Genomic DNA, 13,080 nt, shown 5'->3' with positions numbered 1-13,080 from the left:
TTCCCACAAAACTTTTAGGAGGTTTCATAATGAGTTCATCTAAACAAAATAGTATCGTGGCTGATATGTCACTCGCACCGGAAGGGCATTTGAAAATCGACTGGGTTCGCCAGCATATGCCGGTACTGAACCGTATTCGTGAGCAGTTTGAAGCAGAACAGCCATTTAAAGGTCTGAAAGTATCGATCACATTGCATTTGGAAGCTAAAACCGCTTATTTGGCGAAGGTTGTCAAAGCTGGTGGTGCAGATGTAACCATTACAGGTTCGAATCCACTTTCTACACAGGATGATGTTTGTGCAGCGCTTGTGGAGGATGGAATCACAGTATTTGCTAAATACAATCCGTCTCCTGAAGAATTTAAAGCCCTTAATATCAAAGCACTGGAGAGCAAACCGGACTTGATTATTGATGACGGTGGGGATTTTGCTACATTGCTGCATTCGGAGCGTCCTGATCTGATGGAGAATATTCGCGGGGGGGCTGAAGAAACAACTACCGGGATTATTCGTCTAAAAGCTCTGCAAAAGCAAGGCGTATTGAAGTTCCCAATGGTCGCGGTTAATGATGCCTACTGCAAATATTTGTTTGATAACCGTTATGGCACTGGCCAATCGGCATGGGATGGAATTATTCGCACAACCAACCTTATCGTAGCGGGCAAAACAGTAGTTGTTGTCGGTTACGGCTGGTGTGGTAAAGGTGTTGCCATGCGCGCCAAAGGACTTGGAGCAAAAGTGGTTGTCACAGAAGTTGATGCGATTAAAGCCGTTGAAGCACATATGGACGGTTTTGAAGTAATGCCAATGCTGGAAGCAGCTAAGGTTGGTGATTTCTTCGTTACAGTAACTGGTAACCGTTATGTAATTCGCGGTGAACATTATGATGTGATGAAGGATGGAGCAATCATGTGCAACGCGGGCCATTTCGACGTTGAAGTGAATAAGCCTGAGCTGTCGGAAAGATCCGTATCCCAACGTACCGTTCGCAAAAATATCGAAGAGTACCAGCTTCGTGACGGACGTAAATTATATCTGCTTGCTGAAGGTAGACTTGTAAATCTGGGTGCTGCTGATGGTCACCCTGCTGAAATTATGGATACAACCTTTGCACTCCAGGCACTGTCGCTGAAATATGTAAATGATAATTATAAGAGCATTGGCGTAAAAGTTGAAAATGTTCCTTATGAGCTGGATGAGCAAGTAGCACGTTATAAGCTGGAAAGTCTGGGCATTAACATCGATAGCCTCACTCCGGCACAAGTCGATTATTTGGACAGCTGGAATTTGAACGATTAATAACTGAACGCATAACAATAAAGTGTATTAACCAGTGTACCTTGAACTGAAGCAACTTTTTTAACAAAGCCATGCAACGGACAAGATTCCGATTGTATGGCTTTTTTCTGTGGAGAAATGTTTTTCGGGAAACGAGCTATCTGATTTAGGAAAAATTTCCTTGGCCAGAAAAAGGTTTTTGATTTTTAATGGCGAATCTATTATGCTTAAGTGGTGAAAAGTGGGGTAAAGTGGGGATTCAGGGATTAGGGGTGGGAAAAAGGATGTTCATGGGAGAGTATCAACACAGCATTGACGACAAAGGCCGAATCATTATTCCGGCTAAACTCCGTGAATTGCTCGGAACCTCCTTCGTGACGACCCGCGGCCTAGACTCCTGCCTGTTTGTTTATCCCATGGAAGAATGGGCAATCATGGAACAAAAGCTTAAAAGCCTTTCGCTGATGAAATCAGATGCCCGCGCATTTAGCCGCTTTTTTTTCTCAGGTGCAACTGAATGTGTTTGGGATAAGCAGGGAAGGGTAAATCTGCCGGCCAATTTACGGCAGTATGCCAAACTGGACAAAGACTGTGTCATTCTGGGCGTTTCGAACCGGGTGGAAATCTGGAACAAAGAGCTTTGGGAACAGTACTTCGAACAGTCCGAGGAATCGTTCAACGAAATCGCTGAGAAATTGGTGGATTTCAATTTTGATCTATAAAACACAATAACGAATACTGTCCTGGAGGGATGCAGCTTGTTTCACCACATCACGGTGCTTAAGGAAGAAGCGACAGAAGGGCTGCACATCAAAAAAGACGGAATCTATGTAGATTGCACTCTCGGTGGAGCGGGTCACAGCTCACTTATCGCTTCCAAGCTTAGCGGCGAAGGCCGTTTAATCTGTTTGGATCAAGATGATTGGGCTTTGGAGAACGCCAAAGAAAGATTAGCGGAATACGGAGACAAGGTTGTGACTATTAAGACTAACTTCCGTGATCTGGAGAGTGTACTTAAGGATGTGCCCTTTGTGCCACAAACAGATGGTATTCCCCAAGTAGATGGAGTGCTCTTTGATCTTGGCGTATCCTCTCCTCAGTTTGACGAAGGGGAACGAGGCTTTAGTTACAATCATGATGCTCCGCTGGACATGCGCATGGATCAGTCAGCACTTTTGACGGCTGCTGAAATTGTGAATACATGGTCCGAGCAGGAGATTGCCCGTGTTCTTTTCCAATATGGAGAAGAGAAATTCTCGCGGAGAATCGCTAGAAAAATTGTAGACAGAAGAGAAGAAGCTCCTATTGAGACAACAGGAGAATTAGCAGAACTGATCAAGGAAGGTATCCCGGCAGCTGCTCGAAGAACAGGAGGGCATCCCGCTAAACGTAGCTTTCAAGGATTAAGGATTGCTGTGAATGACGAATTGGGTGCTTTTGAAGAAGGGCTACATAGTGCAGTACGTTGCCTTGCACCAGGAGGCAGAGTATCCGTCATCACCTTTCATTCGCTCGAAGACCGAATTTGCAAGCAAATTTTTAGCAGCTATTTAAGCAGATGTACATGCCCGCCTGACTTTCCGTTTTGCGTATGCGGCGCGAAAGGCACGCTTAAGTTAATCAATCGTAAACCGCTTGTGCCTTCTGAAGAAGAGCTTGAGCTTAATACCCGAGCCCGCTCAGCTAAGCTGCGCATTGCAGAAAAATTGTAATTGACGATAAAGGAGAGTCAGAGATGGCCTATACCCGCGGCAATTTAGCAGTTCAGCCCAAAAGAAAAGAAGAGGTAAACCCCCTTTACCGCGAGAAGACAAAAGTAGTTACCAGACGAAGAGTACTTCCGCTGCAAGAGAAACTTTTGTATATGCTGACGCTAGGAGTATGCGTTCTGGTGGCGATCACCCTGATTTCACGTTACGTCCAAATTTATGATTTGAACTTGCAGGCTCAGAAATTAGATCAGGATATTGCAACAGCCAAGAAGCAGATTTCTACGTATCAGATGGAAAAGCAGAATTTAGAGCAGAAAGTCGCCCAAAAAGCACGGGATCTTGGTTATGTGTCCCCGGATGAGAATGCAACAATCTATATTCCGGCAAGCTCAGCAACGACTCCAGGTGATAATTAGTGAGCGATTGGCAAGATCGCAATAAAAAAAGTTGTGAGGTTCGCTTATGCTGAAAAGAATAAAACTTCGCACGCTGTTTATAGGAGGGTGTATTACCCTCTTTTTTCTTGTTTTGATCGTTAGAGTGTTCTGGATTCAAGTTATGCAAGGTGAGGAATGGCAGGAAAAGGCCGCCACACTTTGGGCGCATTCCTCAACTATCAAAGCGGAGCGAGGTACGATTTCTGACCGTAACGGGAGTGTGCTCGCTAGCGATGTCCCTGCTTATACCGTGGTGGTGAATCCTGAAGTGATTCAACAACAAGGCATCGGGGAAGAGGTCATCACAGGATTGCACGAATTGCTCGGCAAACCAGAGGATGAGCTGCGTAAGCTGGTTGAAGCCAAGGACGAAAAGACGGGTGCTTACCTCAAGAACCGTGAGATTCGTAATGAAGGCTGGAAGATTGATCAGGAGCTTGCCGATAAGGTGAAAGAATTTTATGTAGCCCTAGGTAAAGAACATAAAATTCAAGAGACCGGTATTGGGCTTGTTAGAGAGCAGAAACGATATTATCCAAAAGATGAATTAGCTGCACATATCTTAGGTTATACAGATAGGGACGGCAATGCTATCATGGGACTGGAAAAATACTTTGATACGGAGCTTAAGGGTGCCGATGGCAAGCTGCTTTATCAAAGTGACGGTCAAGGGGTAAAATTGCCGGATTCACAAGATACCTATAAGCCAGTAGTAAATGGAAGTAATTTCAAGCTTACAATCGATAGTACGATCCAGCATTATATAGAAGAGGCCATGCAAAAGGCGTATGCGCAATATAAGCCAAAAAGTATGAGTGTCATTGCTGCTGATCCGAACACGATGGAGATTTTGGGATTAGCCAATATGCCTACCTATAATCCAAATGAATTTTGGAAGACCGGGGCCGATGGGGCGGGATTCTATAATCATGCTATTAAATCTAAATACGAGCCTGGTTCCACTTTCAAAATTGTAACGCTTGCCGCCGCAGTAGAAGAGAAGCTTTTTGATCCTGTTGCGACATTTTTGTCCGGGTCCATCCGGATAAAGGGATATAGTAAAGCACTGCATGATATTAATCATGCTGGATGGGGGCAAATCAGTTTTCTTGAAGGTGTGAAACGTTCTAGTAACGTTCTATTCGTTAAGCTATATGAAATGCTCGGACAGGACAAGCTATTACAGTATATCAATGATTTTGGCTTCAATGAGAAAACGGGAATCGATCTGCCAGGAGAAGTAAGCGGGGTAGTTAACCCTAACCTTGGACGTCCTATAGAAATTGCGACACTCGCATATGGACACGGTAAAGTGCTAGTAACCCCACTTCAACAGCTAGTTGCCGTATCTGCTATAGCTAATGGGGGGAAGTTGATGACTCCGTATGTAGTTAAGGAGGTCACAAACCCTAACACTGGTGAGACAAAGGTTACTCAGCCTAGTGTAGTGCGTCAGGTGATTGATGAGGAAAGCGCCAAGAAAACGGGTGAATATTTGGAGCAGGTTGTTGCTGACCAAGTAAAAGGAACAGGCCGCAACGCTTATATTGACGGCTATCGCGTGGCAGGTAAGACAGGAACGGCTATCAAGGTTGAAGGTAAGGATTATGTGAAATCCAAAGTACTTGTCTCCTTTATTGGTTATGCTCCTGTTGATGATCCAAAGATCGCTGTTATTGTCATTATTGACGAACCGAACGTTGAGGTTGGCGGCGGTAAGGCAGCTGCTCCAGTATTTAAAGAGATTGTATCCCAGTCTCTGCAATACATGGGAGTACCTAAGCTGGCGTCTGAGGCTAGTGATAGCAGCAGTAAAAAGCCGGCTAAGACTGAAACAGTCGCACTTCGGACTACACCAGATCTAACAGACAAGACGATGAAGGAAGCAAGAGAAGCACTTTTGGATCAAGGCTTCGATTATGTAGTGGTCGGTGAAGGATCTACTGTAGAGAGTCAATATCCTGAGGCAGGTACTAAGCTTGCTACAGGGCAACGGATCTATTTATTAAGTCCGCAGGGGGCTCAGCCTACCATTCCAGATTTAAAAGGGGAATCCCTGCGTGATGCACTTGAAATTCTAACTCTACTAAAAGTAGAGATTGCGGTAGACGGTGAAGGTTACGTCTCAGAACAGATTGTAGGAACGCAAAATGGCAAGACCTTGGTCACTTTGAAAATGAAGCCATTAAATGATTATGGCGAAGATATTCCCGTGGCCCCGCCTGCTGATGAGGGGACAGATTCCGAGAGCGGAACATAGCTTGTTCTAACCCCTGTTTGTCCCGAATAGTCATGAAGATAAGAGCTCATGTCTATTGTTGAAAGTGGGGGAGAACGGAATGAAGGTTTCCAAAGTCGTAACACGGCGGAGAATGCTGTGGACATTGCTGGGACTGGCAGTGTTATTCGGTTCGCTGGTCGTGCGTCTTGCGTATGTGCAATTATCTCAAGGCGAGGAATTGACTGCGAAGGTAGAAGATTCCTTGCGCCGCAATATTCCTTTTACCGCTAAACGTGGTGAAATTATGGATCGTGAAGGTGTGCCGCTCGTTTCTAATATCACCACACCTACAGTGTATGCAGTACCGGTGCAGGTAAAAGAGAAGCAAAAGACAGCACAGCAATTAGCTCCACTGCTTGGGATGACTGAGGAGAAGCTGATGACATTGCTGTCCAAAAAAGAAATGTCGGTGAAACTTCAGCCCGGCGGCCGCAAAATTACGATGGATCTTGCCGCGAGCATCCGTGATTTGCAGCTGCCGGGCATCGTTGTCGCTGAGGATAGCAAAAGGTATTACCCTTACGGCGATTTAGCCGCGCATATTCTAGGCTTCACAGGTATAGATAACCAGGGCATTACAGGAGTAGAGAGTATATATGACAATCTGCTCAAAGGCATAGCCGGTAATATTTCTTATTTGTCTGATGCAGGTGGAAGACTTATGCCTGGCTCATCTGAGAAATATTCTGCCCCTCAAGACGGACTTAATCTGCAGCTGACGATTGATAAACAGATCCAGTCCATTATGGAACGTGAGCTTGATCAGGCTATGGTGAAATATCAGGCGCAGGGTGCTTGGGCTATAGCTATGAATCCGAAGAATGGTGAGATACTAGCCATGGCTAGCAGACCGGGGTATGAACCAGCATCATACAAGGAATATGATGCGCAGATTTACAACCGGAATCTGCCTATCTGGATGACCTATGAACCTGGTTCAACGTTCAAAATCATCACTCTGGCTGCTGCGCTGCAGGAAGGTAAAGTAGATCTTCAGAACGATCATTTCTATGATCCGGGTTTTATCGAGGTGGCGGGGGCAAAGCTGCGCTGCTGGAAAAAGGGCGGTCATGGTAGTCAAACCTTTCTACAGGTAGTTGAGAACTCTTGTAACCCTGGGTTTGTCGCCTTAGGGCAACGGCTGGGAAAAGAATCACTTTTCAAATATATTAGGGATTTTGGTTTTGGCAGCAAAACGGGAATTGATCTGAATGGGGAAGCTAATGGTATTCTGTTCAAGCTTAATCAAGTAGGTCCGGTAGAGCTTTCGACTACAGCCTTTGGTCAAGGGGTTTCGGTTACGCCTATTCAGCAGATTGCTGCGGTATCCGCGGCTATCAACGGCGGTAATCTCTATAAACCGCATGTAACAAAAGCATGGGTTAATCCGGTTACTGGAGAGACTGTATCAGAGGTGAAGCCAGAGCTTGTGCGGCAGGTCATTTCGGAGGAGACATCCAAGAAGGTGCGGGCAGCACTTGAGAGCGTGGTTGCCAAAGGCACAGGACGGCCGGCTTTTATTGACGGCTATCGTGTAGGTGGCAAGACGGGTACTGCACAGAAGGTTGTAAATGGACGTTATTCTCCAACAGAGCACATTGTTTCTTTTATTGGCTTTGCGCCAGCGGATGATCCTCAGATCGTTGTGTACACTGCCGTGGATAATCCGAAAGGGATTCAATTTGGGGGTGTGGTTGCAGCTCCAATCGTGCAAAATATTTTGGAAGACTCGCTGCACTATATGAAGGTTCCGGAGCGCAGTGATCAGCTTCCCAAAACTTATAAGTATGGCGAAACTCCGATAGTGACCGTACCTGATCTTACCGGAGCAACGGTGCAGGATATCTATGAGGATTTAAATATGAATTTTAATCTTGCACGTTCAGGCACAGGAAATACGGTCATCAATCAAGCTCCTAAGGCTGGGGCCAGAGTAGAACAGGGCTCAACCATCAGGATTTATATGGGAGCATCTAGTGAATAATGATTAAGGTATAAGGTTTCAGCTCGTATCCGAAAATGTAGAGTGAGGGATTACTATGAAAGTTAACGAATTATCTGCTTGTCTTGCTACTTCGCAACTATACGGGGATGGAGATGTGGAGATTACTGATCTTCAGACGGATTCCCGCCGTGTAGGCCCGGGAGATCTATTCATCTGTTTGCCTGGCCACACCGTGGACGGGCACAAATATGCGCCGCAAGCAGTAGCCTCCGGAGCGGCGGCTATTGTATGTGAGCACAAGCTGGAGCTTGATATCCCGCAGATTGTTGTAGATGACTGCCGGTTTGCGATGTCTGTCATGTCGAATGCATTCTTTGGCTCACCTAGCAGCCGGATGAGAATGATCGGGGTGACGGGCACAAACGGCAAAACAACAACGACTTATCTCATTGAGCGGATTATGCAGGATCAGAATATGAAGACAGGTCTGATTGGAACGATTCAAATGCGCTATGACGGCAAAAGCTACCCTATGTCAGGCACAACTCCAGAATCGCTAGATCTGCAGCGTTCCCTTCATGATATGGCTTCCAAAGGTGTGGAATGTTGCGTAATGGAAGTATCCTCTCACGCACTTCAGCAAGGACGTGTGAAGGGTGCGGACTTCCGTACGGCAATTTTTACGAACTTAACCCAAGATCATCTGGATTATCATCATACAATGGAGGAGTATCGGGCGGTTAAAGGGCTCTTTTTCTCCAGATTGGGAAATGTGATCTCTCCGTGGAAGGAAGAACGCAAATATGCGGTGTTGAACGCGGATGATGAAGCCAGTCAATATTTTGCAGCCCAAACTGCGGCGGAAGTGATTACATATGGCATTGATAACAACGCTAATGTCCGAGCTTCGCAAATATCGATCACTGCAAAAGGAACTTTTTTCCATGTAGATACGTTTAAGGGGAAGACGGACATTTCGCTCCGTATGGTTGGTAAGTTCAATGTCTACAATGCACTCGCGGCGATTACAGCTGCTTTATTGGAAGATGTCTCTCTGGCTGATATCAAGACTAGTCTTGAGGCAATCGATGGTGTAGCTGGACGGGTGGAGTCAGTGGACGAAGGTCAGGAATTTGCTGTTATCGTTGACTACGCACATACACCAGACGGGCTAGAGAATGTATTAAAAACGGTCTGCGAATTTGCTACCGGCAAAGTGCTTACAGTATTTGGCTGTGGCGGTGACAGAGACCGGACGAAACGTCCATTAATGGGGAAGATCGCTGCACGATATAGCGACATGGTATTCGTAACTTCTGACAACCCTCGGACGGAGGACCATCAACTAATCTTGAAGGATATAGAAGCAGGACTAGTAGAGGATGGAGTCACCTCTGACCGGTATCATATGATTGTTGATCGCCGAGAAGCTATCGGGAAGGCTATTGAAATGGCAAGCCCTGGCGATGTAGTATTGATTGCGGGGAAAGGTCATGAGACCTATCAACTGATTGGCGGAGTGGTTCATGATTTCGATGACCGCATCGTCGCTAAAGAAGTTATAAGGGGCCGAAACTATTGATTACAAGAACGCTTGAAAATATTGCTGCCATGTGCGCAGGGGAACCTGCTGCTGTCGAAGCTATGAATACAACCCTTACGGGAGTCGTTACCGACTCCCGTAAGATCACACCCGGCTGCCTGTTTGTGCCTCTATCTGGAGACAAATTCGATGGTCACCATTATGCTGCCGCAGCACTGGCTGCTGGTGCGGGTGCAACCTTGTGGCAACGCGATAAAGGACCGGTACCTGAAGGTGGCGGAGTTATTATTGTTGAAGATACACTAGAGGCTCTTCAGAAGTTGTCCGCTGCTTATCTGAAGGAAGTGGCTCCACAGGTTGTCGCTGTTACGGGCAGCAACGGGAAAACAACAACAAAAGATATCATTATGTCTCTGCTTGAAGTGCAGTTCAAAGTGCATAAGACAGCAGGGAATTTCAATAATCATATCGGTCTTCCGCTTACTATTTTATCCATGGCTGAGGATACAGAGATCGCTGTACTTGAAATGGGGATGAGCTCGCGGGGAGAAATTGCTCTGCTGGCTTCTTTGGCTGAACCAGACGTAGCGGTAATTACTAATGTAGGCGAGTCGCATTTACTGCAGCTGGGGTCACGTAAAGAAATAGCCCGCGCCAAGCTGGAGATTGCTGAAGGGCTGAAGCCGGGGGGATTACTGATTTATAATGGTGACGAACCGCTGCTGACTGAGGTAATGCAAGAGTCCACTTTTAAGGCTCCAGAAGGGATGAGAACCTTCCGATTTGGTCTAAATGAGGATAATGATGATTATCCAACAGGGATGATGTCCCATACTGGTGGCATGACGTTCACGTCAAGCCGTCATAAGGAACATGCTTTTACATTACCGCTGCCAGGTCAGCATAACGTTGTTAACGCTCTGGCTGCACTAGCGGTTGCTCGTCATTTTGGGGTTACGGAGCAGAATATGAAGGACGGTCTCAGCAAGCTCAAGTTGACGGGCATGCGGATTGAAGTGATTCGGACTTCCTCCGGACTTACGCTTTTAAACGATGCTTATAATGCCAGCCCTACTTCTATGAAGGCGGCTATAGATGTCCTGCAATCTATGAAATGCAGTGGCAATAAAATCGCTGTGCTCGGGGACATGCTGGAACTTGGGCCGGAGGAAGTAGAATTTCATCAAGAAATAGGCTACTACCTTGACCCTTCATTAACTGATTTTGTATGTACTTACGGACCATTATCCGTTCATATTGCCAAAGCAGCAGAAGAGAAATTCGGCAAAGAGCGCGTAAAAGCTTTTACAGATAAAGCGGAACTAACCGCTGTCCTTCTAGAGAAATGCAGTGCTAAGGATATTGTTCTATTTAAAGGATCAAGAGGAATGAAGCTCGAGGACGTGCTTCAGAGCCTAAATAAAGATATTCAACAGACCTAAATCATTGGAGGGGGTGTACCCATGGATTATCAACTATTGTTATTGACTATTGCTGTTTCCTTTATCCTTGCGGTCATTGCCGCTCCGCTCTTCATTCCGCTTCTGCGCAGGATGAAATTCGGACAGCAGGTGCGAGATGACGGACCGCAAACCCATTTGAAGAAAGCGGGAACGCCGACTATGGGCGGTATCGTGATTATCGTAGCTTTTACCTTGTCTTATCTGAAATTTTCTGTGGTGAATACAGATTTTTACGTACTGCTCGTAGCTACGCTTGGTTTTGGATTGATCGGGTTTTTGGATGACTATATCAAAATTGTATTTAAGCGTTCCTTAGGGCTCACAGCACGTCAAAAGTTATTTGGACAGCTGCTGGTTGGTGCTTTAATGTGCGGTCTTCTGATCTATGCCGGACACAGTACAAGTATCAGCGTTCCAGGTACTGATTTCAGCTTTGATTGGGGTGGCTGGTTCTATTATCCATTCATCATTATTATGATGATGGCAGTGACGAATGCCGTTAACTTTACAGATGGAGTCGATGGACTGTTGTCTGGGGTTAGTGCCATTGCTTTGGCCGCATACGCGGTGGTGGCAATGCAGGCTACGTCTATTGCGGCAGGTGTATGTGCTGCGGCCATGATTGGTGCTGTACTTGGCTTTCTTGTGTTTAATGCCCACCCTGCTAAAGTATTTATGGGGGATACGGGTTCGTTTGGTATTGGTGGCGCGATAGGTGCTATTGCTATTGTCACGAAGAGTGAGCTGCTGTTTCTTATCATTGGCGGTGTTTTTGTAATTGAAATGTTGTCCGTTGTGATTCAAGTCGTTTCATTTAAAACCCGTGGCAAACGTGTATTCAGAATGAGCCCGATTCACCATCATTTTGAGCTTGGTGGCTGGTCGGAGTGGCGTGTGGTAATTTCGTTCTGGGCGGTTAGCTTGGTGTTGGCTGCTGTGGGACTATTTATTAGCAAGGGGTTGTAGAGAATGAAACATCCAGATAAGTATCGTGGTGAAGAAGTTGTGGTTCTTGGGCTTGCTAAAAGCGGTGTCCAGGTGGCTAAAGTGCTGCATGAACGCGGCGCTGTAGTTACGGTGAACGATAAAAAGGAAAGAGATCAAAGTCCCGAAGCTTCCGAATTGGAATCTTTGGGAATTTGTGTTATATGCGGTGGGCATCCGGAAGGTCTTATTCATGAAGGTGTAAGTCTGGTAATCAAGAATCCAGGCATTCCTTATTCTGCGCCTCCTGTACAAAAGGCAATTGAGCTTGGAATTGAAGTGGTCACAGAGGTAGAGGTGGCATATCGACTTTGTGCAGCGCCGATGATCGGGATCACGGGTTCCAATGGTAAGACGACAACGACGACCTGGGTAGGCCATATGCTGGAAGCTGCGGGAATGAACCCTATAGTTGCGGGCAACATTGGTACGCCTCTCTGTCAGGCTGCACAAGAGGCTACCGAGGATAACTGGATGGTAGTTGAGCTTAGCAGCTTTCAACTTAAAGGTACGGAGACCTTCCGGCCTAAGATAGGCTGTCTGCTGAATATTGCAGAGACCCATCTGGATTATCATGGAAGCATGAAAGATTATGTGGATTCCAAAACCAAGCTGTTCGCTAATCAATTAGCTACGGATACAGCAGTGCTGAACTGGGATGATCCTGTCTGCCGAGAACTTGTACCCTATATGAAGGCTTCGATTCTTCCATTCTCCTTGTTTGAGGAGCTGCCTCATGGAGTATTTGTTAGCCCGTCCTACATTACGGGGCAAGATGATGAGCTGAAGCGCCACATTATCTATCGCGAATCTGCGGACAAGGAAACGATAATCGCGGATGTGGATTCCATCGCCCTACCGGGTCGCTTTAATGTGGGGAATGCGCTGGCTGCCTGTGGTATTGCTATTGCCGCTGGAGCTGCCCCCTCTTTATTAAGCGAAGTGCTTTCTTCTTTTCGCGGTGTGGAGCACCGGCTGGAGTATGTAGCTGATAAGGCTGGAGCCGCTTATTATAACAATTCCAAAGCAACGAACTCCAAAGCGACAATTACGGCTTTGACATCGTTTCAGCGGCCGGTGGTATTGATCGCTGGCGGATTAGACCGTGGCTCCGATTATATGGAGCTGCTGCCTGTCCTGAGCGGACGCGTCAAAGCTTTGGTGGCGTTAGGACAAACCAAGGACAAGCTAATAAATGTAGCACAGCTTGCAGGATTAAAGCAGATTATCTCCGTCGATAATGGGGAGAGCGCCGCCGCCGTGCTGCAAGCAGCTGTGCGGGAAGCTTCCGCTCTGGCGGAAGAAGGAGATATCGTTCTCCTGTCTCCTGCATGTGCTAGTTGGGATATGTTTACATCCTATGAAGAGCGCGGGTGTATTTTTAAAGAGGCGGTGCATAACCTTTAAGTAGGGGGGTGGATAAGCCCCTACTACGGAT

At 46.5% G+C, this 13,080-nt stretch carries 10 protein-coding genes; all 10 read left to right on the top strand.

Annotation, left to right across the window (positions count from 1 at the left end):
- Nucleotides 1-26: 26 nt before the first annotated feature.
- The 10 genes from NST25_RS23520 to murD all read left to right on the top strand — a co-directional run bounded on the left by NST25_RS23520 (nt 27) and on the right by murD (nt 13,049).
- Nucleotides 27-1,298 carry an adenosylhomocysteinase gene (locus NST25_RS23520; protein ID WP_170914265.1) on the top strand — a complete coding sequence of 424 codons (1,272 nt, stop codon included), beginning with the start codon at nt 27-29 and terminating at the stop codon, nt 1,296-1,298.
- A gap of 263 nt (nt 1,299-1,561) precedes the next feature.
- Nucleotides 1,562-1,999 (top strand): division/cell wall cluster transcriptional repressor MraZ, encoded by a 438-nt coding sequence (mraZ, locus tag NST25_RS23515; protein WP_036683674.1) that lies wholly within the window; start codon nt 1,562-1,564, stop codon nt 1,997-1,999.
- Between the two features lie 36 nt (nt 2,000-2,035).
- Nucleotides 2,036-2,989: a 16S rRNA (cytosine(1402)-N(4))-methyltransferase RsmH gene (rsmH, locus tag NST25_RS23510; RefSeq protein ID WP_036683671.1), complete on the top strand. Its 954-nt coding sequence runs from the start codon at nt 2,036-2,038 to the stop codon at nt 2,987-2,989.
- Between the two features lie 23 nt (nt 2,990-3,012).
- A complete protein-coding gene (locus NST25_RS23505; protein WP_036683668.1) occupies nt 3,013-3,405 on the top strand; it encodes a septum formation initiator family protein in 393 nt (130 codons plus the stop codon).
- Nucleotides 3,406-3,451: 46 nt separating this feature from the next.
- On the top strand, nt 3,452-5,686 hold the full coding sequence (locus NST25_RS23500; protein ID WP_076129051.1) for a penicillin-binding transpeptidase domain-containing protein: 2,235 nt from the start codon (nt 3,452-3,454) through the stop codon (nt 5,684-5,686).
- 79 nt (nt 5,687-5,765) lie between these two features.
- Nucleotides 5,766-7,691 carry a stage V sporulation protein D gene (locus tag NST25_RS23495; protein ID WP_076129053.1) on the top strand — a complete coding sequence of 642 codons (1,926 nt, stop codon included), beginning with the start codon at nt 5,766-5,768 and terminating at the stop codon, nt 7,689-7,691.
- 55 nt (nt 7,692-7,746) lie between these two features.
- Nucleotides 7,747-9,234, top strand: a complete 1,488-nt coding sequence (locus tag NST25_RS23490) for a UDP-N-acetylmuramoyl-L-alanyl-D-glutamate--2,6-diaminopimelate ligase (protein WP_340392597.1) — start codon at nt 7,747-7,749, stop codon at nt 9,232-9,234.
- A complete protein-coding gene (gene murF / locus NST25_RS23485; RefSeq protein ID WP_340392595.1) occupies nt 9,231-10,637 on the top strand; it encodes a UDP-N-acetylmuramoyl-tripeptide--D-alanyl-D-alanine ligase in 1,407 nt (468 codons plus the stop codon). Before NST25_RS23490 ends, murF begins: the two co-directional genes overlap by 4 nt.
- A gap of 21 nt (nt 10,638-10,658) precedes the next feature.
- The gene (gene mraY, locus NST25_RS23480; protein WP_036683653.1) at nt 10,659-11,624 is read left to right on the top strand and encodes a phospho-N-acetylmuramoyl-pentapeptide-transferase; all 966 of its coding nucleotides are present in this window, start codon (nt 10,659-10,661) and stop codon (nt 11,622-11,624) included.
- A 3-nt stretch (nt 11,625-11,627) separates the two neighbouring features.
- Nucleotides 11,628-13,049: a UDP-N-acetylmuramoyl-L-alanine--D-glutamate ligase gene (murD, locus tag NST25_RS23475; protein WP_076302468.1), complete on the top strand. Its 1,422-nt coding sequence runs from the start codon at nt 11,628-11,630 to the stop codon at nt 13,047-13,049.
- Nucleotides 13,050-13,080: the final 31 nt, after the last annotated feature.

The organism is Paenibacillus sp. FSL E2-0190, from assembly GCF_037992965.1.
Classification (GTDB): domain Bacteria; phylum Bacillota; class Bacilli; order Paenibacillales; family Paenibacillaceae; genus Paenibacillus_AQ; species Paenibacillus_AQ odorifer.
The sequence above is the reverse complement of the archived record's forward strand: the minus strand, read 5'-3'. Positions and strand labels throughout refer to the sequence as shown.

Bases quoted from the DNA above. Each gene is read 5' to 3' on its own strand.
- NST25_RS23490 (WP_340392597.1), top strand. From the start codon at position 7,747: ATGAAAGTTAACGAATTATCTGCTTGTCTTGCTACTTCGCAACTATAC.
- NST25_RS23495 (WP_076129053.1), top strand. From the start codon at position 5,766: ATGAAGGTTTCCAAAGTCGTAACACGGCGGAGAATGCTGTGGACATTG.
- murD (WP_076302468.1), top strand. From the start codon at position 11,628: ATGAAACATCCAGATAAGTATCGTGGTGAAGAAGTTGTGGTTCTTGGG.
- mraY (WP_036683653.1), top strand. From the start codon at position 10,659: ATGGATTATCAACTATTGTTATTGACTATTGCTGTTTCCTTTATCCTT.
- NST25_RS23500 (WP_076129051.1), top strand. From the start codon at position 3,452: ATGCTGAAAAGAATAAAACTTCGCACGCTGTTTATAGGAGGGTGTATT.
- NST25_RS23505 (WP_036683668.1), top strand. From the start codon at position 3,013: ATGGCCTATACCCGCGGCAATTTAGCAGTTCAGCCCAAAAGAAAAGAA.
- mraZ (WP_036683674.1), top strand. From the start codon at position 1,562: ATGTTCATGGGAGAGTATCAACACAGCATTGACGACAAAGGCCGAATC.